The organism is Acinetobacter lactucae (genome assembly GCF_013122135.1).
Lineage (GTDB): Bacteria > Pseudomonadota > Gammaproteobacteria > Pseudomonadales > Moraxellaceae > Acinetobacter > Acinetobacter lactucae.
This window is the reverse complement of sequence record NZ_CP053391.1, coordinates 2,434,342-2,458,326: the sequence shown is the minus strand read 5'-3', so window position 1 is coordinate 2,458,326 and position 23,985 is coordinate 2,434,342. Positions and strand designations below refer to the sequence as shown.

Genomic DNA, 23,985 nt, shown 5'->3' with positions numbered 1-23,985 from the left:
TGTTCATCCTAAATTTCGCAAATTGGAAGTCTTATGAATCATGTACAGTTTGATTTAATTGTTGTCGGAGCCGGTATTTTAGGTTTGTCCGCTGCCATACAAGCGCAGGAACAAGGCTTAAAAGTTTGTATCTTCGAGAAAAATGCTCAACCAGTGGGGGCAACTCGCCGTAATTTTGGCATGGTCGGAACATCGACATTAACGCACCCTGAGCAATTGTGGCGAAAGTATGCCCTTGAAACGCGTTCTTTTTATCAGCGTATTCAAGCTGAAACTGATATTTCATTTGCTCAAAGACAAGGTATTTATCTCGCCAATACGGCACTTGAATGGCAGGTTTTAAATGAGTTTGCCGAGCGTGCAGGCAAGTACCAGATTCCGGTTCATTTGCTTAGCCATGAGGAACTTGTCACCCAATTTTCCTATTTAAACCCCGAGCAGCAGTTTCAAGGCGGTTTGGTTTTTGAAGAAGATTATTCGGTCGAACCGCATGTGATTGGACAGCGACTGTTGGCATATGCACAAAGTAAAGGTGTAGAGATTTATACCAATGCTTGTGTAGTACAAACCAAATACCAGCAGGAAAAGTGTCAAGTTCATCTGGCAAATGGCGAGACTTATCGGGCAAATAAAGTTTTGATCTGTCACGGTGAAGTGATTGATGTTTTATATCCAGAGTTGCTGCAAAGTTTGAACTTGAAACGTTGTGGCTTACAAATGGCGCTGACTCAACCATTTCAACAAAAATTAAATGCTTCTCTTTATTCAGGTTTGTCGATTTCGCGCTATCCAGCCTTTGAAATTTGTCCTAGTCATGCAGAGCTGGTTAAAGCGTCACAACAAGGATTTGTTAAAGAATTTGGGATTCATATTCTAATTAAACAAAACGAATTTGGTGAACTCATCGTAGGCGATAGTCACGAATACCATCCGCTTGATGAAGCGCCTCAATTTGAGCAACGTGAAGACATTAATCAATTTATTCAAGCCTACTGCCATGAAAAATTAGGGCTGACCTTACCTCCGATTCAAAAGCGTTGGAATGGTTATTACCTCACCCATGAACATGAGCTGGCCTGTGTCACTGAAGCTGAAAAGAACATTTTTCTGGTGAGTGCGATTGCTGGCAAAGGCATGACCACAGGGGCTGGATTTATGAAAGAAATATTAGAACAAAATATTTACTAGCTTGCAATCTGGTTTAAACCAGATTGGTGTATATTGAAATTAACGTGAACGAAACGAGTAATCTTATGAACATGCAACCACAACTCGATATGGATTTAGAAAACAAATATCTGCTTTTGACACCAGGTCCATTATCAACTTCTGCAACGGTCCGCCGTGCCATGCAAAAAGACTGGTGTACTTGGGACCAAGAATATAATTCGCTTGTACAAGATATCCGCTCTCGACTGGTCAACTTAGCAACCAGTCAACCGGAAAAATATACGGCTGTGTTAATGCAAGGCAGTGGAAGTTTTGCGGTGGAGTCTGTGCTGGGTTCGGCTATTCCACGTGATGGCAAAATCTTGATTATCAATAATGGCGCTTATGGTGCACGTATGGTGCAAATGGCCCGTTGCTTAAAGATTGAAGTGATAGAGCTAAACTATTTAGAAACTCAAACACTAGATTTACAAGAGATTGAGCGCGTTTTACAAGATCAAACCATTAGCCACGTTGCTTGTGTGCACTGTGAAACCACCACAGGAATTTTAAATCCGATTCAAGACATTGGTCGGTTAGTTAAATCGGCAGGGAAAATCTGGATTGTAGATGCGATGAGTTCATTTGGCGGTGTGCCAATGGATATCGCGGAGCTTGAAATTGATTTTCTAATTTCAAGCGCGAATAAATGTATTCAAGGTGTGCCGGGCTTTGGTTTTATTTTGGCGAAACGTGATTGCCTAGAAGCGTGTAAAGGTTTGGCACGTTCGGTCAGCCTCGATTTATATGACCAGTGGAACACAATGGAGCAGCATAACGGTAAATGGCGCTTTACCTCGCCAACCCATGTAGTACGTGCATTTTATCAAGCCTTGCTTGAGCTTGAGGCAGAGGGTGGAGTAGCTGCACGTTATCAACGTTATTTACAAAACCAACAAACCTTATCTCAAGGTATGCAACAGCTTGGTTTTGAATTGGTATTAGGCAATCAAGCACCTCAATCACCAATTATCACGACATTCCTTTACCCGACAGATGAAACATTTAGCTTTCAGACCTTTTACGAAACCTTGAAAAAATCAGGCTACGTGATTTATCCGGGCAAAGTCACCGATCTTAACTGTTTCCGTATTGGCAATATTGGCGAAGTTTATGTTCATGACATTGAAGGGCTTCTTGCTGCAATTGCGAGTTACTGCGAAAGCCACTTAAACCAAGTTGTACCAGCATAATTTTTATTAAATCATTAGCATTGAAGGTAATACATCATGAAGACGAACAATACACAAATTCAGGCTGTTGTTTTTGACTGGGCTGGAACAACTGTAGACTTTGGCTCACGCGCACCCATCTTGGCTTTTATGGCTTTATTTAAAGACAATAAAGTTGAAATTACGGTTGAAGAAGCTCGTGCGCCAATGGGTTTGGAAAAACGTGACCATATTGCTGCCGTTTTAAAAATGCCGCGCGTAGCAGCAGAATGGCAGGAGGTATATGGGCAGCCTGCAACAGAGGCAGATATTGACCGTTTATATAAAGACTTTATTCCTTACCAATTAAAATCGATTCCAACATGTTCTGCTTTAATTCCGGGTGCATTGGCGACTTTTGAAAATATTAAAGGTCGCGGTGCAAAAATTGGCAGTAACACAGGCTATGCATCAATGATGATTGGGCGATTGGTTAAAGATGCTGCCGATCAGGGCTATCGACCGGACTGTATTGTTACTGCCAGTGACGTGAAATTTGGTCGTCCGTATCCTGAAATGTTATGGAAAAACTTAATTCAACTTGATGTATCAGACATCAAAACTGTTGTAAAAGTGGATGATACCGTGGTGGGTATTGATGAAGGTTTAAATGCGGGATGCTGGACCGTAGGACTTGCGATTAGCGGCAATGAGGTCGGTTTAAGTTATGAAGAGTGGAGTGCATTATCGGCTGATGAACAGATTGTGTTAAAAGATAAGGCCTATCGAAAAATGAATGCGTCAGGTGCTCACTATGTGATTGATAGTGTCGCAGACTTGCCAAATGTTTTAGATGATATTGAACGCCGTTTAGGACAGGGTGAACGACCTTAAATATAGTTTAGATCAATATATTTTTAAGCTTAGCTCCCTTGGGAGCTAAGCTTACCTAAAAAATTAAAATGAAGAGTAATAAACTCCACATATTTGAAAATAAGGAGCAACCTTGCGGATTAAACTCCTATTTTTCTCTAACTATCTAAACATATGCTCCAATAGTTAGTTCCATCACCACATATAGATATATGCAATGAATCTCTTTACGACTTTTGTGGGTCGTATATTTTTTCTTTAATGAATAGAGCAGGGATTACACCACAAATCAGGTAGGCTGCACCCATCACGACAAAACCTAAACCAATAGATCCGCCGGATGCTAAGAAGCCGATAGTTGCAGGAGCTAATGCAGCGCCTAAACGTCCAACATTATACGCGCCGCCAATGGCTGTACCGCGAATAGCTGTTGCAAAGCTTTCGGTCATATAGGTTGCATTTACGCCATAAGGAATGCCATAGAGGAAGCCGAAGGTGATGAGTAAATAGAGAATGTTGCTTGGCGAGTTATAAAAAACAATTAGCGGTAAGAAAATAGCAGTACCGATTGCACCGAATGCATAGGTAAAGCGACGTCCTAATTTATCAGCCATCATGCCTGCAAGGACTTTACCTAAAATCATGGCGGTATATGTACCTACCATATAAGCTGTCATTTCCTTGAACTTCATACCCAGTTCACTTTCTAGATATGACGGCATCCAGTTATTTACGCCATAGTAGCCAAACTGTAAGAAGCCCGCGGTTAATGCCCACAAGATAAACATATTACGGTTTCGTTTATCTTGGAAAATAAGCTTAAATGCTGAAGTTTTCGGAGCGTTTTGAGCTACAACAGGTTGTTGTAGTCGAGACTTTTGCCATGCTTCTGGTTCTGGTACCAGAATATGCATGAGAGCAGCAATAACAACAGGAATAATGGCAACATAAAACAGCATACGCCAGCCATGATCAGGAATAATCCAGCCAGCAAGTAAGGTCGCAACAATATATCCAACAGTCCAGCCAGCTTGTAAGGTTCCAAGGACTGTTGTGCGGTAACGTGTTGGTACATATTCGGCCATGAGGGTATTACAGGCGATATAGAGTGAACCCAAACCCAGTGACGCAAAAAATCTTAAAATACCAAACTGAAGAAAGCTTTGAGTAAAACCTAAGCCACAGGTGAGAAGTGAGAAAATTAGAATAGAAATAACCACAATGCGTACACGACCAAATTTATCGCATGCCCATCCCCCAAAAATGCCACCAACAGCCATACCTGCTAATGTAAAACTGCCAAGCATACCTGCTTGTACCGAACTTAATCCAAAATCTGCCTTAATACTATTTAAGCTATAAGACAGCAGCATCAAATCTGCACCATCCACCAATAACGCCAGAAATGCGAAAATAAATGCTATTTTCCACGTATGAGGTTGTATACGAGAAAGACCTTCTTTGTAATTTGTAGCCATAATCCATTACCTACATTTGATTGAAAGCACTTCAAGTCGTTTTAAAGTGCTTAAAATTTGATTAAGAAGCAGCGCGAATCATGTTTCGGGCAATAATCACTTGTTGAATTTGAGTGGTCCCTTCATAGAGACGGAACAAACGAACATCTCGATAAAAACGTTCAATGGCATATTCACTGATATAACCCGCACCGCCGTGAATTTGTACGCAGCGATCAGCAACGCGACCACACATTTCGGTCGCAAACATTTTTGCGCATGAGGCTTCAGTGCTAACGTTATGTCCGGCATCGCGTAGGCGTGCAGCGTCTAAGACCATACATTTAGCCGCATAAATTTCAGCTTTTGAGTCGGCAAGCATGGCTTGAATGAGTTGAAATTCGGCAATAGGTTGTCCAAATTGCTTACGTTCGATGGCGTAATTTAAAGAATCGTCTAGCATTCTGGTTGCTGCGCCGACACTTAAAGCAGCAATATGCAAACGCCCTTTATCGAGCACTTTCATGGCCGTTTTAAAACCAACACCTTCCACGCCACCAATGAGTGCAGAAGCAGGTACACGGCAATTTTCAAAAATCACATCACAAGTATGGGCGCCTTTTTGCCCCATTTTTTTATCGCGTTTACCAAGAGAAATGCCTGAGGTTTGACTGTCGACAATAAACGCAGAAATACCACCAGCACCTTTAATATCAGAATTTGTACGTGCCATGACTGTAAATACGCCAGCATGAGGAGCATTAGTAATAAAGCGTTTGGTGCCATTTAAAATATAAAATTCGCCATCTTTTACTGCACTGGTTTTTAAAGAAGCTGCATCCGAGCCTGCATCTGGTTCGGTTAAGCAAAAAGAACTGATCACTTCACCGCGAGCTAAGCGTGGCAAAAAAAATGATTTTTGTGCTTCGGTCCCGTCAATAATCAGGCCACTTGAGCCAATGCCATTATTGGTTCCAATGAGAGAGCGAAAAGCAGGAGAGGTACGACCTAATTCAAAAGCGACATAGACCTCTTCTTCCATTGTTAGGCCAAGACCTTCGTACTCTTCAGGAATGGTTAAACCAAATAATCCAAGAGCTTTCATTTGTTTAACGATGTCTTGAGGAATTTCATCCGTTTCAGCGACTTCATTCTCATGAGGAATTAATACACCTTCAACAAATTGCCGAATCATATCAACAAGTTGATCTAAGGTTTCCTGATCTCGAATCATAGTCTCGTCCTTTTACTACATGCAAAAAACATCAATGTGATGTTCGTAAAATCACCAATATTTGAAGCGATAGTAATCAAAGGATGAACGTAAAACAATATATTTTGAAAATTAATTTCGCAATGCGATACTGTGTTGTTGTTTTATGTTTGGCTAATTTATTGATTTATTTAAGCTATATTTTCTTATAAAAAATCATTATTTTTAGTGGAAAATTAAAGTTTGATTTTTAAAATGAGCTGTGTATATTAAAAATATATATCGCTATGCGAAATTTTAGATGGATAAATTTTCCAATAGGAAATGAGTCACAAAATATAGTGGGATGAAGATGGGTGCTTTAAATGGAATTCGGGTGCTTGACTTAAGTCGGGTATTGGCTGGACCTTGGTGTGGGCAGATTCTTGCAGACTTGGGTGCAGAAGTAATCAAGATTGAAAGACCGAAAGTAGGTGATGATACTCGTTCTTGGGGGCCACCTTGGATGAAAAATGACTCAGGCCAAGACACTCAAGAAGCCGCTTATTACCAGTCCACTAACCGCAATAAGTTATCGGTTGCTATCGATATTGCCAGTTCTGATGGACAAGAGCTAATTAAAGCCCTCATTCAAGACACCGATGTCGTGATTGAAAACTACAAAGCGGGTTCTTTGAAAAAGTACGGTTTGGACTATGAGTCTTTATCTGCCATTAACCCTAAACTGGTGTATTGCTCGATTACAGGCTTTGGTCAAACTGGCCCAAGAGCAGAAGAACCCGGTTATGACTTTATTATTCAAGGCATGGGCGGCCTCATGTCAGTCACGGGTGAACGTGACGATTTGCCGGGTGGTGGTCCACAAAAATTAGGGGTCGCATTTTCCGATTTAGCCACAGGTCTTTATTCTACGATTGCCATACAGGCTGCTTTACTTAATCGCCATGTAACGGGTTTAGGCCAATACATTGATATGGCTTTACTTGATGTTCAAATTGCCACAATGGCAAATCAGGGAATGAATTATCTTTCATCGGGTAATATCCCGAAGCGTTATGGCAATGCACATGCCAATATTGTGCCTTATCAGGTATTTAAAGCTGCTGATCGTGATTTTATTATCGCATGTGGAAATGACACTCAGTTTATTCAGCTTTGTAGAAGTATTGGGTTACCCGATTTACCAAATGATGCACGTTTTGCCCGAAATGCAGATCGAATCAAACACCGTGAGGAAATCATCGGGATTTTATCAAAACACTTTTTAACTAAAACGGCAGATGAGTGGGTAGATGCAATCTACGCTGCTAAAGTTCCGGTAGGTGTGATTAATAACTTGGAACAAGCTTTCCAAGAGCCGCAAGTGATAGCCCGAGAAATGTTGGTCGAAATGAATCATCCTCAACGTGAAAAATTGAAGGTCATTGGGTCACCAATCAAACTCTCTAGAACACCTGTTGAGTACAAAACAGCACCGCCGCTGTTAGGAGAACATACTCAGGCGGTTTTAGGTCGAGTAGTTTCTGCAGAAAAACTAGCTGAGCTTAAAGAAAAGGGCGTAATTGGATAAGTGGCTTAAAGCGGAAGGTTAAAATTATATTTAAAAACAGAAAATAAAATATTTAACTTTTTGCTTTAACGAGTTAAATGAAATTATGTTTTAGAGGCAGACTAGGATGTTTGCTCTTTTGCTATTTATAGAAAAAATAGATTATAATTTTCGCAGTGCGAAACAAAATATGGATTGGTATGACAATGAATGATGCAGTAGATGCAGAGCAAACAGAAAAATTATTAGCGCCGTTAAGGCATGAATTATTACATCCGATTGAAGACATGCAGGATGAAAATGATCGCCAATTTATTACTGCATTAGCACGTGGTTTAGAACTATTACGTTGTTTTACACCTAAGCATCAGCATTTGGGCAACCAAGAGCTTGCTCAGATGACAGGTTTGCCAAAACCAACCATTACTCGCCTTACACATACCTTGTCGCGTTTGGGTTATATCAAACAAGTACCAAACTCAAGCAAATTCCAGCTTTCAGTGGGTGTTCTTGCATTTGGTTATTCCATGCTATCTAACGTGTCGATTCGCTCTATTGCTCATCCATATATGAAAAATTTGGCAGACTATGCTGGCGCTGCTGTTGCCATGGCAACACGCGATCGACTGAATATGATTTATCTTGATGTGGTACAAGGTAAAGGCAATATGACCATGCGCCGCCAAGTTGGAACCTATTTACCGATTCATTTAAGTTCGATGGGGCGTGCATGTTTAGCAGCTATGCCTGAAGATGAAAGAGAGTTTCTGCTAGATGCCATTCGTAGCAAACATAAAGAAGACTGGATCAAAATTAACCGTGATCTAGACAAAGCTTTTAAAGACTATCAAGATTTTGGATATTGTTTTTCGATCGGTGAATGGCATAAAGATGTCAATTCAGTTGCTGTTCCACTCATTCATGAACAACATGGTTTACTGGTATTTAACTGTGGCGGTCCAAGTTTTATTATGAACCGTGAAAAGCTTGAAGAAGATATTGCACCACGTCTTTTACACATGGTGAATAATATTCGCACCGAAATTAGCTAAACCAATCTGATTTACTTATAAAAGCCAGCTTTGAAAATCAAAGCTGGCTTTTTAGTAGGCGAACTTTAAGCTGTTTGTTTGTGAAAGTTAGGTTTTCTTTTTTCTTTGAAAGCATTTAATGCTTCTTTAAACTCGGAACCTTGCAAACAATGCGAGAAAATAGTCGACTCATGATCAATACGATTGAGTAGATCACCGATTGGCACATCTCTTAGTAATTTTTTACTCAGTTGTAAGGCTTGGCTTGGTTTGTGAGCGAGTTTAATTGCTACATCTTCAACTACTTGATCCAGCTCAGTTGCCTCAAATATTTCATTTATTAGACCATAATTTTTTGCTTGGTCTGCCGAAAACTTTTCACCGAGTAAAATAATTTCTGAAGCGCGGGCAAAGCCCAATAATCTTGGCAGGATATAACTTGAGCCCGCTTCAGGTACAAGTCCCAAGTTTACAAATGGGAATTGGAAAATAGAGTTTTGGCTTGCATACACAAGGTCGCAATGTAGAAGCATAGTACTACCAATACCAATTGCCACACCGTCTACTTTGGCAATAATTGGTTTTGGAAAGGTTGCCAAGCTTTTTAAGAAAACAATCGAAGCAGGTGGTTCAGAACTGGTTGTATCGCGTGTTTCGAATGCGTTGATATCATTGCCACTGGTAAATACAGCTCCCTCACCAGTCAGTATAACCACGTGAACGTCTTGATTAGTTGCAGCCTCATCTAATGCCTGACTTAGAGTCGCATACATTTCATAGTTAATTGCATTCTTTTTAGTTGGATTACTCATGGTGAGCGTTAGTATATTTCTATCAAAAAATTCATGAATTGTGCCTGTTTTAAGCTCGTTTTGAGTTCTATTGTCCTGCTGCATTATTCATTCCTTTAAATAACTTTTCGTCTAAAATTTAAACTGATTAAAATGATGCTATCGGAAAATAATTCCGTTATCAATTATTTTGTTTTATATTGTGGTATAAAATTTTGTATTGTGAAATTTTTACCTTAAATTACTTTAAATGAAGACAGGATTTATGCGTAAATAAGCATCTAGCTCTGCTAAGGAAGTGAGAAGCTAGCTATAAAACAGTGAGTGGAAATAATATGAAGACCAAAATTACAGAATTATTTGAAATCGAGCACCCAATTATTCAAGGCGGTATGCATTATGTGGGTTTTGCAGAGCTAGCGGCTGCGGTTTCAAACGCGGGCGGTTTAGGCATTATCACTGGCCTGACTCAGCGTACGCCTGAAAATTTGGCAAAAGAAATTGCACGTTGCCGAGAAATGACCGATAAGCCTTTCGGGGTAAATTTAACTTTTTTGCCTACCGTGAATACTCCTGATTATCCGGGTTTTGTAGAAGCAATTATTAAAGGTGGTGTAAAGATTGTGGAAACAGCGGGGCGTAATCCCGAACAGGTCATGCCTTATTTAAAGGCTGCTGGTATTAAAGTAATTCACAAATGTACTTCGGTTCGACATAGCTTAAAAGCTCAGCAAATTGGGTGCGATGCAGTTTCTGTAGATGGTTTCGAGTGTGGTGGGCATCCTGGTGAAGATGACGTGCCCAATATGATTTTATTGCCTTTAGCTGCCGATGCATTAGAAATCCCGTTTGTTGCTTCAGGTGGAATGGCAGATGGACGCTCACTCGCCGCTGCTTTAGCGATGGGAGCAGATGGAATTAATATGGGAACGCGCTTTATTGCGACTCAGGAAGCTCCTGTACATGCAAATGTGAAACAGGCGATTTTAAATGCAACCGAGCGAGATACACGTTTAATTATGCGTGCGTTACGTAATACTGAACGTGTCATGAATAATGCTGCTGTAGAAAAAATCGTGGCAAAAGAAAAAGCACTCGGCGATAACATTAAATTTGAAGATATTATCGAAGAAGTTGCAGGCGTCTATCCAAAAGTCATGATTGATGGTGATGTTAATGCAGGTGCATGGTCATGCGGTTTAGTCGCGAGCTTGATTCATGATATTCCGACATGTGATGAACTGGTCAGCCGAATTGTCAAAGAGGCAGAAGATATTATTCGTGGTCGGTTATTAGGGCTTTTATAGATTTATCCTAGCTTCTATAACTCATTATTAGTCTAATTTATATAAGATCAGCACAAGTTTTAATTGTGCTGATTTTTTGCATCACTCACACAATAATAAAGGCATAGCACGGCAAAAATTAAGCCTAAAATACAGACACCTGTCCATCCGTAGTGTTTCCAAGCATAGCTTCCCGCTGTTGTGCCTAATGCACCGCCAGCAAAGTAACCTGTCATATAAATCGCATTAAACCGTGAGCGTAATTCTTGATTAAGTTTAAATACGATACTTTGGTTGGTGACATGAACAGCAGAAAGTGAAGCGTAGAGAATGAGTAAGGCAATAATATAAAAGGCGAAATGGTAGGGTAAAAGTGAAAAAAGAATCCAACTTACAATAAGCCCGACGCCACAATAAATTGAAATTTTGTGGATATAGCCTTGGTCAATAAATTTGCCTGAGAAATTGGCAACGAACGTTCCTAACACGCCAACAAAACTGAAAAGCCCAATGGTAAAATCGCTAAAAAAATAGGGCGCTGGAGCCAAAAGCAACGACATGGTGGTAAAGGTTAAACTCACACAAGCAAATGTAAAACCACCAATATAAGTTCTAGTCCTTAAACGTCGATTTTGAATAAAAATCTGCGGAAGCGAGCGGATGGTTTTTGCATAGTTTTCAGATTTAGTCGGTGGAAATAACCCGATATTACGATGCAAAATAAAGGCAATAACAAGTAATAGAAAACCACTGACCAGATAAATAATATTCCATGCAAAAAGCGTAGACATCAGCCCTGAAAGGGAACGGGCGAGTAAAACACCCATCATGAGGCCGCTCAGTAAAAAGCCTACGACACGACCGCTTTGTTGAATCGGAACCAGACTTGCAGCAAGAGGTAATAACAGTTGGGCTGAACTTGAAAATAGGCCAGTAATGACAGTACCAAGCAGTAAAAGATAGATGTTGTGCGAAAAACCGCTAATAATTAATCCACTTGAAGCCAATAACATAAAGATAAATAGCAGTTTGCGCTTTTCTATTATGTCGCCCAACGGCATTAAAAAGAGTAAGCCACATGCGTAGGTGATTTGGGCTAGAGTTGGCACCCACGCTGTAGTTGTTTCGGTTAAATTTAGGCTTACACTAATTGAGTGAATAAGTGGCTGACTAAAATAATTTCCACCTGTACAAATGCCTGCGGCAATCGCCATTAAAATAATGGTTGGGGTATAGAGTGCGTTTTTCATCATGCCTTAGTCATAATGAAAGTGGAACTTTAACCATCACAACCATGACTGTTTTAAGCAAGATTGTTAGTGCGTTTCATTCAAGGCATCTTGAATATTGTGCACCATATGGATTAAACGTGGTCCAATTTCACCTTCAAGTTTTTCGGGATTTAAATGAAAACTTGGCGCACCACAGTTAAAAACATAAAGACCATGTTTGGAGCTGACCAAAGGTACAGCCACCGAGTTCACTTCTTTATGCCACTCGCCTAAAGACAAACAATATCCATAATCTTGGTAATCACGGAAAGCTCGTTCTAAAGAACGTTTTATAGCTGGCCAGTTTTCGGGATTCTTTTGTTTCAACGCATCGAGTAAAAAGTTGCGTTCACGTTCAGGGGTGGCAGCTAAGCATGCTCGGCCCATTGAACTACTATGAATTGGCAAAGTAGAACCAATTGGACGACGCATATTTAATGCAGTTTCAATTTGCACAACATCGATATACACCATATTCAAACGGTCACGCGTTGCCATCGCTACAGGTGCTTGAACATACTGACTCATCTCTTCCATATATTGATGAGCAATATTGCGAATCGAGATGTTAGATAATGCTGCGTATCCTAAAGATAAGACACCAATATCTAGTGTGTATTTGGTCGAGTTAGGCAATTGTTTTAAATAACCTAATGACACAAGGGTATTGGTAATACGTGCAATGGTCGGTTTCGGTAAACCTGTCATTTTTGCTAATTCTTGGTTGCCAAGCACCTGATTATTTGCAGAAAAGCATCTTAAAAGTTCTAAACCGCGTGCTAAAGAAGCAATAAATTGCGGGTTGTTTTCCCGATGTATATGCGAAATAGGATCTAAACGTATCTCATCAAAATTTATTGGTTTTTCAGTTTCCGTGTTTTGAGACATTCGATCCTCAAATATAATTAAAGCAATAGTTTTGCCATTATATTTCGCTCTGCAAAATAAATCCATTCATCACTGCGCTGTTGTGATGAATGGATATCTGGTGCAGTTTATGAAACGTTTTCAATTACCATTGCAAGACCTTGACCTACACCAATACAGAGGCTCACCACGGCATATTTCTTTTTACGGCGAATTAACTCGCGAGCTACTGTTAAGCTAAGACGAGCGCCAGATGCACCAAGTGGATGACCAACCGCAATCGCACCACCATTCGGGTTCACACGTGGGTCATTAAAATCAACATTTAAACCTTTTAAACAAGATAAAACCTGTGAAGCAAAGGCTTCATTAATTTCGATAATATCCATGTCATCTAAAGTAAGACCAGCACGCGCAACGGCTTTCTTGATGGCTTCAATAGGGCCAGCACCCATAATGCGCGGTTCAATACCAGCCGCCGCCGCTGATAAAATTTTTGCCATTGGTTTTAGGCCATATTTTTGACCCGCTGCTTCTGAACCAATCAATAGGGCTGCTGCACCGTCATTAATTCCTGAGGCATTCCCCGCAGTGACCACACCACCTTCAAATAGAGGTTTTAACTTTGTGAGTGCTTCAACAGTTGAACTTGGGCGAGGGTGTTCATCTTCTGAAACGAGTTTAGGCGGTAATTTTTTGCCTTGGAAAACCTCAATTGGCGTAATTTCATCGGCAAAGAAACCTTCTTCTTTGGCTTTTTGATATTTGGCTTGTGATTGAGCTGCAAATAAATCAGCTTGCTCGCGGCTAATAACAAAGTCGGCTGCGACGTTATCACCCGTTTCAGGCATTGAATGTCCGCCGTACTGAGCAATAATTTTTTTATTTGGAAAACGAGATCCAATGGTGGTGTCATAAATTTTTGCATCACGGCTATAAGCACTTTCGGCTTTACCCATTACAAAAGGGGCGCGAGACATACTTTCTACACCACCTGCGATATAGAGCTCACCTTCACCACAAGTAATAGCGCGTGCTGAATCAATTACCGCACCTAAACCACTCGCACATAGGCGGTTTACCGTCTGGCCCGGTACAGTGACAGGTAAACCTGCAAGTAACAGGGCATTTCTCGCTACATTACGACTATCTTCACCCGCTTGGTTGGTGTCGCCTAAAATCACATCTTCAATATCCGCGCCCGGCACACCAGTTTTTTCAAGCAACTTTTGAATGACGGTTGCAGCTAAATCATCAGGACGAATAGAGGCAAGCTCACCTGCATGACGGCCGAATGGACTACGTAAACCATCATAAATATATGCATTTAACATTGAGAAATTCCTTTTCAAGACTCATGAGTAAAAGTAAGAGGTAAATGAAGTGCGACACGACGCTGTAACCACGGACTAGGGCGATAGCGCGGGTCATGCGTAAGTGCTGTTATACGGTTCAGAATGAGTAAGATTTTTTCGCTGCCGACTTGATCGCCCCATTCAATTGGGCCAAATGGATAACCTAAGCCAAGACGTACTGCAGCATTAATGTCATCTACCGTGGCAACATTTTGCTGGGCAATATCACAGCCTAGATTAATCACCATCGCTAAAACACGCTGAGCAACAAAGCCAATACTTTCATTAATCATGCTGACCAGATTTCCATCTAAATTGAAAATAGAGTGAGTGGCTTGTCGGTATTCAGATTTAGTAATGAGTGAAGGCATCAAGGTGCGATGCTTTGTAATGCCATAAAGCATGTCTATAGCAACAGCATGTTCAGGGTTAATCCCTAGGCGGATCGCCGCTTGGGTTGTGTCTTCACCGTAGCAAGCGAGTAAACATAAACTATCTGTTTGAGGTTCGGGATTAATGTCTAGAGCAATATTTTGCTGAGTTAAATAATCTTCGAGCTGTTTTTTATCGTCTAAGAAATCTGCCGCAATCCAAACTTTTGGATATTGCGCTAAACGCTCTATAAACTTGGCAGGTTGTTCACCTGTTTTTGAACCAGTTTCATAGTTATAAAAACCTTGATTAACCTTACGTCCGAGTTGCTTGGCATCTAGCATTTGCTTGGTCAGCGGGTTTGGTTTGTAGCGGGCTTCTTCATAGTACTGATGATAAATCGACTCCATCACAGGATGAGAAACATCAAGACCTGTTAAATCGAGTAATTCAAAAGGACCCATTCTAAAACCAACGCCGTCACGTAAAATTCGGTCAATTTCGCTGATATCACAGACGTTTTCATTTAAAATTTTGAGCGCTTCTGTTCCATAAGCTCGGCCAGCGTGATTAATAATAAATCCAGGGGTGTCCTTCGCAACAACAGGGCGATGACCAAATGCACGAGACAGATCGTTTAAAGCATCAATAATAAGTGGGTCGGTTTTTAAACCACGAATGACTTCGACCACTTTCATAAGTGGAACTGGATTAAAAAAGTGATAACCCACAACACGTTCAGGTTTTTTGCAGTTTGCCGCAATGGCTGTAATAGAAAGAGAAGAGGTGTTTGAGGCTAAAATGGTGTTTTCTGAAACAATGTCTTCAAGCTGTTGCATCAAACTTTGTTTGATATCGAGGCGTTCAAGAATTGCTTCTACAATCAGGTCGCAATTTTTTAAATCGTCAATTTGCTGAGCAACAATTAAATGGTTATTTGCCGCTGCTGCTTGCTCAGATGTAATTTTATTTTTATCGACTAACTTTTGAAATGTGGCAGCTAGTTTTTCTTTAGCCTGTTCTGCTGCACCTGCTTTGGCATCATATAAATAAGTGGTATGACCTGACTGTGCAGCAATTTGAGCAATGCCACTGCCCATAATACCGACACCAATCACAGCCATGCTTTTAATATCATAAGTCATGTCGATCATCCTGATAATTAATCTAAATTTGAAATTAAACGGAAAAATAGGGGTGAGTGATTTAGATTAAGCATTGTTTATCACCATCAATCGGCAAGATTTGACCTGAAATAGAGCGTCCGCTATCTGAGGCTATAAATAGGCATAAATCTGCAATATGCTTTGGATTTACAAAATATTTGAGCGACTGATTTTTCAGTGCGTTTTGGGTCACTTCTTCAAGTGAGGTATGGGTTACATCGGCACGGGCCTGTAATACACGTTGAACTCGATCACCATCTACCGCACCCGGAAGAATAGCGTTAACTCGAATATTATCTGCACCGAGTTCCATAGAAAGCGTTTTGGTAAAACCAATCAGCCCCCATTTTGAAGTGGAATAGGCCAATCGGCACGGATAGCCTAAGCGGCCGGCAATAGATGACATATTAATAATCACGCCTGCTTGTGCTTTCTTTAAATGGGGAATGGCTAACTGGGTAATTAAAAAAGTGCTATTCAGGTTTAAATTAATCACTGTGTTCCAATCATCAAAACTTAGTTCATCTGCTGCAACAGTCGGGCCGGAGATGCCTGTGTTATTGACTAAAATATCAATACCGCCAAGTTTCTGAACTGCTTCATTAAACATGAGTTTAATTTGCTCATGATCAGCCAAATCACACGTATGTATATGCAGCTTAGGATAATCTTGCTGAAATTGTTCTAGGCTTTTAGCACTAATATCACAAACGAAAACTTCATCATGATTGTTTAAAAATGCCTCGGCAATGCATCGTCCAATCCCTGAACCACCTGCACTAATCAATACTTTTCTGGTCATATTCATTCCTTTGTTATTATGGTTTTGAGTTATTTACCTTGATAAGACGGTTTACGTTTTTCAATAAAAGCTTGAACGCCTTCATTTTTATCTTCGGTAGAAAACAGTAACTGGAATGATTTTCGTTCTAGAGTTAAGCCTGCATTTAATGGCACGTCTTCGCTCATGAGTGCAACTTCTTTAATTTGTTGCAGGGCAATAGGAGGCATTTTTGCGAGGCTCTGCGCCATTTGAATCGCAGTTGGAATGGTTTGGTCGTCTTCAGTGACTTGTGAAACAAGACCAATGATATAAGCTTCTTCGGCTTTCACCATGGCACCTGTCATAATCATGCGCATGGCATGAAATTTACCAACTGCACGGAACAAGCGTTGTGTACCACCAGCACCTGGCATTAAACCGACTTTAATTTCTGGTTGACCAAAGGTTGCGCCTTTACCAGCAATAATAATATCGGCATGCATTGCAAGTTCACAGCCACCTCCTAATGCATAACCATTTACAGCAGCAATCACAGGTTTAGGGCACTGGGCAATCGCGTTCCAATAACGTTCTGTATGACGCAATAACATTTCTGTGGAGGTTGCGGTTGCCATTTCTTTTAAATCTGCACCTGCGGCAAAGACTTCTTCACCACCTGTGAGTACAACAGCATTGATCTCATCGTTAAAACTTAATTCGGTAAAAGCTTGTGCTAATTGTTTGCGAACCTCTGTATTCAGTGCATTTTTTGCTTCAGGTCGGTTAATTTTTACAATCGCTATTTTTTGAATAGAAAAGTCGACTTCTACGAAATTATTCCCTGTTAATACACTCATTTTTGAATTCCTTGTTTCGCATATCAAAACTACATTCCTTTTATGATGCTTATTTTGGAATTTATTTCAAGTCTTATTTAGTCCATTAGAGCAATTAGGATTTATTAAATAAGCTAAGTATTTGATATTTCGTAATGGTGTGTTTTTAAATTTCGTTTAACGAAATTAATTTTCAAAAAAGCTTGAAATTTGTATTTTCGTTCTCGTACTATGAAACACATCCGCAGTAAACAAGATTTAAAACATGGTATCCAGACAAGCTGGAGATGGCTGATGGGTACGATGGAAATACATAAAAAGGGAGATCACCGATGATCCGTGATGAAGGGATGTTGGAGCAGTTACTTTCAACAATTCGAGATTTTGTAAAAAATGAATTGATCCCTCGTGAAAACGAAGTGGTAGAGAAAGATAAAATTCCGGATGACATCGTGCAGCAAATGCGTGAGCTAGGTTTGTTCGGCCTTACAATTCCCGAAGAATATGGTGGCCTAGGCATCACCATGGAAGAAGAAGTCAGAGTTGCTTTTGAACTTGGGCAAACTTCACCAGCTTTCCGTTCTTTAATTGGTACCAATAACGGTATTGGCTCAAGTGCAATTTTGATTGATGGTACAGAAGAGCAAAAGCAAAAATATTTACCTCGTTACGCAAGTGGCGAAATTATTGGTTCATTTTGTTTAACCGAGCCTGAATCTGGTTCTGATGCGGCTTCTTTAAAAACCAGTGCCGTAAAAGATGGCGATTTTTATGTATTAAACGGTACTAAACGTTTTATTACCAATGCACCTCACGCAGCAACTTTCACCGTAATGGCGCGAACCAATCCTGAAATTAAAGGGTCGGGTGGCATTTCAGCTTTTTTAGTTGAGGCCAATACACCCGGTATTACGTTGGGAAAAATTGACCAAAAAATGGGGCAAAAAGGCTCACACACCTGTGATGTAATTTTTGATAATTGCCGTGTACCTGCTTCTGCATTGATTGGTGGGGTAGAAGGTGTTGGGTTTAAAACGGCCATGAAAGTGCTGGATAAAGGGCGTTTGCACATTGGTGCCTATAGCGTGGGTGTTGCTGAGCGCATGTTAAACGATGCATTGCACTATGCGATTGAACGTAAGCAGTTTGGTCAACCTATTGCAAACTTCCAGCTGATTCAAGCCATGCTTGCTGACTCAAAAGCCGAAATTTATGCCGCTAAATGTATGGTTTTAGATGCAGCCCGTCGCCGTGATAATGGTGAAAACATTAGTACAGAGGCATCTTGCGCAAAAATGTTTGCAACCGAAATGTGCGGACGTGTTGCCGACCGCTGTGTACAGATTCACGGTGGAGCAGGCTATATCAGTGAATATGCCATTGAACGTTTTTATCGCGATGTTCGTTTGTTCCGTCTCTATGAAGGAACCACGCAAGTCCAACAAATTATTATTGCTAAAAATATGATTAGGGAAGCTACAGCCTAATAAAAAATCAAATGCCATGAGGCATTGGATGCCTCATGTTCCTTCTGAGGATATGGATATGACAACAGAGACAGTTACGCAAAATACGGCTAGCAGTGAAGCTATCCAGACACCAAAAAAAATTTGGATTACCGCATTTATATTCGCTTTTTTAACATTATTGTGTGATGGGGCAGACTTAGGGTTTTTGGCATTAAGCCTGACCAGTCTTAAAACAGAATTTCATTTGACTGGGGTACAAGCTGGAACACTAGGTAGCTTAACGCTTTTTGGATCGGCTATAGGTGGTCTGATTGGTGGCTGGGCGTGTGACCGTTTTGGGCGAGTTCGCATTATTGTATTCTTTATTGCTTATTCTTCAGTCTTAACCAGTGCGCTGGGTTTTACTGATTCTTATATGCAATTTGCAGTCTTAAGAACGTTTGGTGCGATGGGCTTAGGTGCACTCTATATTGCTTGTAATATTTTAATGTCTGAAATGGTGCCAACCAAACATCGCTCGACTGTTTTGGCCACCCTAATGACAGGTTATACCTTGGGTTCTTTGCTAGCGACTTTATTAGCAGGACATATTATTCCTGAACATGGCTGGCGTTTCCTGTACTGGATTGCAATTGTGCCTGTGGTGTTGTCAGTTTTAATGCACTTTTGTGTACCTGAACCAGAGTCTTGGAAAAAATCTCGTCAATTAAAAGCATTAGAAGTCGCTCAAAGTAACCAGCCTAAAAAACGTCAAAATCCATATCTTGAAATTTTAAGAGATAAGAAACATGGCACCATGTTTGTTCTCTGGATTATTAGTACTGGCGCATTGCAGTTCGGTTATTACGGCGTAAGTAACTGGTTGCCGGCTTATTTAGAGTCTGATCTTGGCATCAAGTTTAAAGAAATGGCCATGTATATGGTTGGTACTTTCCTGATTATGATGTTCGCCAAAGTGATTGCAGGAATTATTGCCGATAAATTAGGACGCCGTGCTGTATTCGCCTTCGGAACCATTGGTACAGCCTTATTTATTCCGGTCATTGTCTATTTAAATACACCAACCAATATTTTATGGATGATGCTGTTCTTCGGTTTCCTTTACGGTATTCCATACGCCATTAATGCTACCTATATGACAGAAAGTTTCCCGACTTCTATTCGAGGTTCGGCAGTGGGTGGTGCTTATAACATTGGCAAAGTACTTTCAATCTTCTCTCCATTAACAATTGGTTATCTATCACAACATGGTTCTATTGGCTTAGGGCTTTTAGTAATGGCTGCAGCTTATTTTATCTGCGGGGTAATTCCATTGTTATTTATTAAAGACCGACTATTTAACCCGCAAAAGGCAGAGTGACAGATCAATCTGTCACCTTAAATTAAGGATGAAAAGGGACAAGTGAGATGATAAATAAAATCACCAGTGACATTGAACCGATTTTAAAAGCGATTCCTGATGGAGCAACCATCATGACAGGCGGGTTTGGTGTGACGGGGCAACCTGCTGAATTAATTGAAGCCTTAATTGATTTAGGAAAAAAAGAACTCACCATTGTAAATAACAATGCGGCTTCTGGTGATCGTGGTTTAACTAAGCTCATTATTGCTGGTTGTGTTAAAAAAATGATTTGTTCATTTCCGAAATCTGCTGGATCAACCGTTTTTCAAGACTTATATCGTGCGGGTAAAATTGAGTTAGAACTGGTTCCACAAGGTAATTTGGCATGTCGGATTCAGGCAGCGGGGGCCGGTTTAGGTGCTATTTTTACGCCGACTGGTTATGGCACCAAAGTCGCCGAGGGCAAAGAAACCCGTACCATCAACGGTAAAAATTACGTACTTGAATATCCACTCGAAGCTGATTTTGCACTGATTTATGCAGATAAAGCCGACCGCTGGGGTAATTTAACTTACCGTAAAGCAGCCCGTAATTTTGGGCCAATTATGGCAAAAGCCTCTAAGACCACAATTGTTCAAGTGAATGATACCGTAGAGCTAGGAACGCTTGACCCAGAGTGCATTATTACACCGGGAATTTTTGTTCAGCACGTTGTAAAAGTAGGAGATATCTAATGTCAGTTCAAAAGCGTTCTCGTGAAGATATTGCCAAACTCATTGCTAATGACATTCCGGAAGGTTCCTATGTCAATTTAGGCATTGGCTTACCGACCAACGTTGCTAAATTTTTGCCAAAAGACAAAGAAATCTTTTTACATTCGGAAAATGGTGTCTTGGCTTTTGGTCCACCACCACAACCGGGTGAGGAAGATCAAGATTTGGTTAATGCCGGAAAAGAGCTTGTCACTTTGTTAGATGGTGGATGCTTTATGCATCATGGTGACTCATTTGACATTATGCGTGGCGGCCATCTGGACATTTGCGTAATTGGTGCATTCCAAGTTGCGGTAAATGGAGACTTAGCAAACTGGCATACCGGTAAAGCAGATGATGTACCCGCAGTTGGCGGTGCTATGGATTTGGCAGTCGGTGCTAAAACAATTTATGTCTATATGGAACATGTCACCAAAAAAGGTGAGTCCAAAATTGTAAAAGAACTGAGCTATCCAATGACAGGTGAGCAGTGTGTAAATCGTATTTATACCGATTTATGCATTATTGAACTCAAAGACCAAAAAGCTTATGTCACGGAAATGGTGGACGGCTTAACTTTTGATGAGCTACAGGCAGTCACTGACTGTGAACTAATCGATGCACGTGTAGCCTAAATACACACGGAAAAACGCTTCTTTAAGGATTAAAAGATGAAAAAATTAATTTTAGCTGCAGCTTGCGCTGCGGCTTCAGGGACTATTTTTGCAAATTCTTCAGATACCACAGAACAAAGAATTAATTTGCTAGAAACCGAGCTGCAAAAATTAAAAGCAGAACTTGCTGCTCAGAAACAAACTCAAAATAATTTACAGGTTAAACAGGTAAAGATTGAAGAGAATATCGAAAAAACTAAAGCGACTGTAACAGAGAAGCCAGTTGCTCCTTCGTGGGTGACTTGGACGGATAATGTGAAGGTTTACGGTATTGCCCGTATTGATGCAGCGGTCGATTTTAAATCATCACCTGACTCGGGCGGTAGAACAACCAGCAGTCTGTACCGAACACCTTTTGAAAGTGAAAAACGTTCAAACCATGCACGTTCCGATGCCATGATTAATGCAAGCCGATTAGGTGTTTATTTTAATAGTCCCAATAAAGCAGTGACGGGAAATATTGAAGCCGATTTCTTTGATAGCTCTAACATGGGAACGGGGGATGGTAAATTCCGTATCCGCCATGCATTTTTTACCTATAAAGACTGGACCTTTGGACAAACATGGTCACTCATGTCTAACATGGAAACCCGTACCGAAGCTGTCGATTACACGCAATTTGTGGGAACCTCTTATACGCGTACTCCTCAAATTCGCTATGACTGGAAAATTGATGCCAATAATGATTTAAAAGTAGCCTTGGAATATACAGGTTCGAGAGTCTCGGCATTTCCAACTTTAACGGGGCGTTATACCTTTAAACAAGGTCCTTTAACGGCGCTTGCTCAAGGCTTTATTAATGAAAAATCTACAGATGTCGCAACTGCCACGGTTAAGAAAGTAAGCTGGGGTGCTGGAGGCGGCTTAAAATATCAACTCACGCCACAGCAATCAGTACAGGCAAACTATCAATATATTGTTGGCGATCAAAAATTTATGCCTTACACCACCCAAAGTGGCTTGGCAAATTCGACAAGTTTAAATGCAGCGGGTGATTTCTCTTTAAATGAAGACAAAACAGATCTGGTGATGAATAAGTTGAATAGCATCAATATTGGTTATTCATATAAATTCAATGAGCAATGGCGTGCAAACTTATCGGCTTCAATGTTTGATTATGATGATGATACGGCTTATGCCAAACTCAACCCAGATGCCAATAAACGCTTAACTGACTATGCCGCGAACGTCTTTTATTCACCAATTGAGCAAATGGATATTGGTATGGAATATCATCAAGGTAAACGAGAAGTGTTTGATGGCAGAACCGCTGATGTATCACGCGTAAACTTTGTATCGATGTATAAATTCTAAAATGGGACGCAGTTAAAAATGGAAAAAATAGTTGAGCCCAATGCAGAAAATATACTGTCAAAAAGCTTTATTTTTATCATGGCAATGACATGTGGAATTTGTGCGGGTTCAAACTATTATAACCAGCCCTTAATCTATTCGATTGCTGAAGCATTAAAAGTTAATGCCGATCAAGTTGCTTTAACTATTGTTATTAGCCAACTGTCATATGCAGTTGGCCTTTTTATATTAGTTCCTTTAGGCGACTTCTTTGAAAAGCGCAGTTATATTTGTTTGCTCATGTGTTGTACGGGGCTTGCACAAGTAGGGTTATCCTTAAGTCAAACCTTGCCAGCTTTATATGGCTTTACCTTTTTAGCCACATTCTTTTCGATTGCAACTCAAGTTTTAGTTCCTTTCGCCGCAGGTCTAGCTGGCCCGAAAAAAAGTCCTCAAGTTGTAGGCACTCTCATGAGTGGTTTGTTCTTGGGAATATTATTGGCGCGTTCTATTGCAGGCTTACTTTCTACAGTTTGGTCTTGGCATGCGGTTTATTTAATTAGTGGAATTGTCATTTTGGTATTTGCTTGGGTGATGTGGGTGAAGTTACCGGTTGCGCGTAAGTCCCACCAGCTCAATATTCTACAGATCTATGGTTCATTATTTTCATTAGCAGCTCACCAGCCTCATTTACTGCGCCGTGGTTTGGCAGGGGGAATTGGGTTTGGAATTTTGGCCCTCATTTTTACGACCATGACTTTTATTTTGGCGAATGAGCCTTATCACTTTAACGATTTCCAGATTGGTTTATTTGGAATTGTTGGGTTGGCTGGTGTATTTGCGACCCCATGGGCAGGTAAGAAAATTGCAGCAGGACTTGAAAATAAAATTGCGGTAATTTGCATGGGCCTATTAATAAGTGCATGGATACCACTATTTTTTGCGCAGCAGTCTTTGGTAGCCTATGCTGTTGGTGTGATCATGGCGTACTTTGGTTTGTCGGCATTTCATGTACTCAACCAAAATCTGGTCTACCGAATCTCGGCCGAGGCCCGTTCTCGTATTAATTCAATTTATATGACCTTATATTTTGGTGGAGCTGCCTTAGGTTCTTTTATTGCGGTGTATGCATGGAAGCATTGGGGATGGGAAGCATGTGCCGCTTTAGGTTTAGCGATGGCAATATTAAGTTTTATGATTGATCGCTTAGATTTTTATGAAATGGGTAAGATTGCAAACCAAGAAAAAGCTCCATAAACAGGAGC

At 40.6% G+C, this 23,985-nt stretch carries 21 protein-coding genes; 12 read left to right on the top strand and 9 right to left on the bottom strand.

All coding sequences use genetic code 11. The features are described 5' to 3' along the window. Window positions 1–33 precede the first annotated feature (33 nt). Genes HLV59_RS11445 through phnX form a run of 3 tightly spaced genes read left to right on the top strand, consistent with a single transcriptional unit; the run spans window position 34 to window position 3,254 of the window. Window positions 34–1,188, top strand: coding sequence for a TIGR03364 family FAD-dependent oxidoreductase (locus HLV59_RS11445; RefSeq protein ID WP_171429986.1), 1,155 nt, complete (start codon window positions 34–36; stop codon window positions 1,186–1,188). Between the two features lie 26 nt (window positions 1,189–1,214). Continuing rightward, window positions 1,215–2,402, top strand: coding sequence for a 2-aminoethylphosphonate--pyruvate transaminase (gene phnW / locus HLV59_RS11440; RefSeq protein ID WP_082183822.1), 1,188 nt, complete (start codon window positions 1,215–1,217; stop codon window positions 2,400–2,402). A 36-nt stretch (window positions 2,403–2,438) separates the two neighbouring features. Beyond that, window positions 2,439–3,254 carry a phosphonoacetaldehyde hydrolase gene (gene phnX / locus HLV59_RS11435; protein ID WP_061875951.1) on the top strand — a complete coding sequence of 272 codons (816 nt, stop codon included), beginning with the start codon at window positions 2,439–2,441 and terminating at the stop codon, window positions 3,252–3,254. A gap of 206 nt (window positions 3,255–3,460) precedes the next feature. On the opposite strand, the gene HLV59_RS11430 is transcribed toward phnX, so the two are convergent. Both HLV59_RS11430 and HLV59_RS11425 read right to left on the bottom strand, forming a co-directional pair. Next, complete coding sequence (locus HLV59_RS11430; protein WP_016144909.1) at window positions 3,461–4,711, bottom strand: MFS transporter; 1,251 nt, start codon at window positions 4,709–4,711, stop codon at window positions 3,461–3,463. Between the two features lie 61 nt (window positions 4,712–4,772). Beyond that, window positions 4,773–5,924, bottom strand: a complete 1,152-nt coding sequence (locus HLV59_RS11425; RefSeq protein WP_171429985.1) for an acyl-CoA dehydrogenase family protein — start codon at window positions 5,922–5,924, stop codon at window positions 4,773–4,775. A gap of 331 nt (window positions 5,925–6,255) precedes the next feature. Here HLV59_RS11425 and HLV59_RS11420 point away from each other — a divergent pair, with 331 nt between their 5' ends. Continuing rightward, window positions 6,256–7,473: a CaiB/BaiF CoA transferase family protein gene (locus HLV59_RS11420; protein WP_171429984.1), complete on the top strand. Its 1,218-nt coding sequence runs from the start codon at window positions 6,256–6,258 to the stop codon at window positions 7,471–7,473. Window positions 7,474–7,658: 185 nt separating this feature from the next. Further along, window positions 7,659–8,504 carry an IclR family transcriptional regulator gene (locus tag HLV59_RS11415; protein WP_000996082.1) on the top strand — a complete coding sequence of 282 codons (846 nt, stop codon included), beginning with the start codon at window positions 7,659–7,661 and terminating at the stop codon, window positions 8,502–8,504. A 65-nt stretch (window positions 8,505–8,569) separates the two neighbouring features. Here the strand turns inward: HLV59_RS11415 and HLV59_RS11410 are convergent, their stop codons facing one another. Next, complete coding sequence (locus tag HLV59_RS11410) at window positions 8,570–9,379, bottom strand: enoyl-CoA hydratase (RefSeq protein ID WP_171429983.1); 810 nt, start codon at window positions 9,377–9,379, stop codon at window positions 8,570–8,572. A 230-nt stretch (window positions 9,380–9,609) separates the two neighbouring features. On the opposite strand from HLV59_RS11410, the gene HLV59_RS11405 reads away from it, so the two are divergent. Next, window positions 9,610–10,581 carry an NAD(P)H-dependent flavin oxidoreductase gene (locus HLV59_RS11405; protein ID WP_000850362.1) on the top strand — a complete coding sequence of 324 codons (972 nt, stop codon included), beginning with the start codon at window positions 9,610–9,612 and terminating at the stop codon, window positions 10,579–10,581. Window positions 10,582–10,640: 59 nt separating this feature from the next. Here HLV59_RS11405 and HLV59_RS11400 read toward each other — a convergent pair whose 3' ends face one another. The 6 genes from HLV59_RS11400 to HLV59_RS11375 form a co-directional block, all read right to left on the bottom strand. Continuing rightward, window positions 10,641–11,813 carry an MFS transporter gene (locus tag HLV59_RS11400; protein WP_171429982.1) on the bottom strand — a complete coding sequence of 391 codons (1,173 nt, stop codon included), beginning with the start codon at window positions 11,811–11,813 and terminating at the stop codon, window positions 10,641–10,643. A gap of 63 nt (window positions 11,814–11,876) precedes the next feature. Further along, window positions 11,877–12,719, bottom strand: coding sequence for an IclR family transcriptional regulator (locus HLV59_RS11395; protein WP_000081480.1), 843 nt, complete (start codon window positions 12,717–12,719; stop codon window positions 11,877–11,879). Window positions 12,720–12,826: 107 nt separating this feature from the next. After that, window positions 12,827–14,032, bottom strand: coding sequence for a 3-oxoadipyl-CoA thiolase (locus HLV59_RS11390; protein WP_171429981.1), 1,206 nt, complete (start codon window positions 14,030–14,032; stop codon window positions 12,827–12,829). A gap of 14 nt (window positions 14,033–14,046) precedes the next feature. Continuing rightward, window positions 14,047–15,570 (bottom strand): 3-hydroxyacyl-CoA dehydrogenase, encoded by a 1,524-nt coding sequence (locus HLV59_RS11385; protein WP_171429980.1) that lies wholly within the window; start codon window positions 15,568–15,570, stop codon window positions 14,047–14,049. Between the two features lie 61 nt (window positions 15,571–15,631). Beyond that, window positions 15,632–16,393, bottom strand: coding sequence for an SDR family oxidoreductase (locus HLV59_RS11380; RefSeq protein ID WP_171429979.1), 762 nt, complete (start codon window positions 16,391–16,393; stop codon window positions 15,632–15,634). A 29-nt stretch (window positions 16,394–16,422) separates the two neighbouring features. Continuing rightward, window positions 16,423–17,211: an enoyl-CoA hydratase gene (locus HLV59_RS11375; RefSeq protein WP_016141391.1), complete on the bottom strand. Its 789-nt coding sequence runs from the start codon at window positions 17,209–17,211 to the stop codon at window positions 16,423–16,425. A 311-nt stretch (window positions 17,212–17,522) separates the two neighbouring features. On the opposite strand from HLV59_RS11375, the gene HLV59_RS11370 reads away from it, so the two are divergent. The 6 genes from HLV59_RS11370 to HLV59_RS11345 are packed head-to-tail and all read left to right on the top strand — an operon-like array spanning window position 17,523 to window position 23,977. After that, the gene (locus HLV59_RS11370) at window positions 17,523–18,677 is read left to right on the top strand and encodes an acyl-CoA dehydrogenase family protein (protein WP_004793088.1); all 1,155 of its coding nucleotides are present in this window, start codon (window positions 17,523–17,525) and stop codon (window positions 18,675–18,677) included. Between the two features lie 58 nt (window positions 18,678–18,735). Beyond that, a complete protein-coding gene (locus tag HLV59_RS11365) occupies window positions 18,736–20,019 on the top strand; it encodes an MFS transporter (RefSeq protein WP_200042756.1) in 1,284 nt (427 codons plus the stop codon). Window positions 20,020–20,066: 47 nt separating this feature from the next. Next, window positions 20,067–20,735, top strand: coding sequence for a 3-oxoacid CoA-transferase subunit A (locus HLV59_RS11360; RefSeq protein ID WP_016141389.1), 669 nt, complete (start codon window positions 20,067–20,069; stop codon window positions 20,733–20,735). Further along, window positions 20,735–21,388, top strand: coding sequence for a 3-oxoacid CoA-transferase subunit B (locus HLV59_RS11355; protein ID WP_171429978.1), 654 nt, complete (start codon window positions 20,735–20,737; stop codon window positions 21,386–21,388). Before HLV59_RS11360 ends, HLV59_RS11355 begins: the two co-directional genes overlap by 1 nt. A 36-nt stretch (window positions 21,389–21,424) precedes the next feature. After that, on the top strand, window positions 21,425–22,741 hold the full coding sequence (dcaP, locus tag HLV59_RS11350; RefSeq protein WP_000733488.1) for an outer membrane trimeric porin-like protein DcaP: 1,317 nt from the start codon (window positions 21,425–21,427) through the stop codon (window positions 22,739–22,741). An 18-nt stretch (window positions 22,742–22,759) separates the two neighbouring features. After that, window positions 22,760–23,977: an MFS transporter gene (locus tag HLV59_RS11345; protein WP_171429977.1), complete on the top strand. Its 1,218-nt coding sequence runs from the start codon at window positions 22,760–22,762 to the stop codon at window positions 23,975–23,977. Window positions 23,978–23,985: the final 8 nt, after the last annotated feature.

Excerpts from the sequence above, each read along its gene's own strand:
- HLV59_RS11445 (WP_171429986.1), top strand. The coding sequence starts at position 34 with ATGAATCATGTACAGTTTGATTTAATTGTTGTCGGAGCCGGTATTTTA.
- phnX (WP_061875951.1), top strand. The coding sequence starts at position 2,439 with ATGAAGACGAACAATACACAAATTCAGGCTGTTGTTTTTGACTGGGCT.
- HLV59_RS11430 (WP_016144909.1), bottom strand. The coding sequence starts at position 4,711 with ATGGCTACAAATTACAAAGAAGGTCTTTCTCGTATACAACCTCATACG.
- HLV59_RS11425 (WP_171429985.1), bottom strand. The coding sequence starts at position 5,924 with ATGATTCGAGATCAGGAAACCTTAGATCAACTTGTTGATATGATTCGG.
- HLV59_RS11420 (WP_171429984.1), top strand. The coding sequence starts at position 6,256 with ATGGGTGCTTTAAATGGAATTCGGGTGCTTGACTTAAGTCGGGTATTG.
- HLV59_RS11415 (WP_000996082.1), top strand. The coding sequence starts at position 7,659 with ATGAATGATGCAGTAGATGCAGAGCAAACAGAAAAATTATTAGCGCCG.
- HLV59_RS11410 (WP_171429983.1), bottom strand. The coding sequence starts at position 9,379 with ATGCAGCAGGACAATAGAACTCAAAACGAGCTTAAAACAGGCACAATT.
- HLV59_RS11405 (WP_000850362.1), top strand. The coding sequence starts at position 9,610 with ATGAAGACCAAAATTACAGAATTATTTGAAATCGAGCACCCAATTATT.
- HLV59_RS11400 (WP_171429982.1), bottom strand. The coding sequence starts at position 11,813 with ATGATGAAAAACGCACTCTATACCCCAACCATTATTTTAATGGCGATT.
- HLV59_RS11395 (WP_000081480.1), bottom strand. The coding sequence starts at position 12,719 with ATGTCTCAAAACACGGAAACTGAAAAACCAATAAATTTTGATGAGATA.
- HLV59_RS11390 (WP_171429981.1), bottom strand. The coding sequence starts at position 14,032 with ATGTTAAATGCATATATTTATGATGGTTTACGTAGTCCATTCGGCCGT.
- HLV59_RS11385 (WP_171429980.1), bottom strand. The coding sequence starts at position 15,570 with ATGACTTATGATATTAAAAGCATGGCTGTGATTGGTGTCGGTATTATG.
- HLV59_RS11380 (WP_171429979.1), bottom strand. The coding sequence starts at position 16,393 with ATGACCAGAAAAGTATTGATTAGTGCAGGTGGTTCAGGGATTGGACGA.
- HLV59_RS11375 (WP_016141391.1), bottom strand. The coding sequence starts at position 17,211 with ATGAGTGTATTAACAGGGAATAATTTCGTAGAAGTCGACTTTTCTATT.
- HLV59_RS11370 (WP_004793088.1), top strand. The coding sequence starts at position 17,523 with ATGATCCGTGATGAAGGGATGTTGGAGCAGTTACTTTCAACAATTCGA.
- HLV59_RS11365 (WP_200042756.1), top strand. The coding sequence starts at position 18,736 with ATGACAACAGAGACAGTTACGCAAAATACGGCTAGCAGTGAAGCTATC.
- HLV59_RS11360 (WP_016141389.1), top strand. The coding sequence starts at position 20,067 with ATGATAAATAAAATCACCAGTGACATTGAACCGATTTTAAAAGCGATT.
- HLV59_RS11355 (WP_171429978.1), top strand. The coding sequence starts at position 20,735 with ATGTCAGTTCAAAAGCGTTCTCGTGAAGATATTGCCAAACTCATTGCT.
- dcaP (WP_000733488.1), top strand. The coding sequence starts at position 21,425 with ATGAAAAAATTAATTTTAGCTGCAGCTTGCGCTGCGGCTTCAGGGACT.
- HLV59_RS11345 (WP_171429977.1), top strand. The coding sequence starts at position 22,760 with ATGGAAAAAATAGTTGAGCCCAATGCAGAAAATATACTGTCAAAAAGC.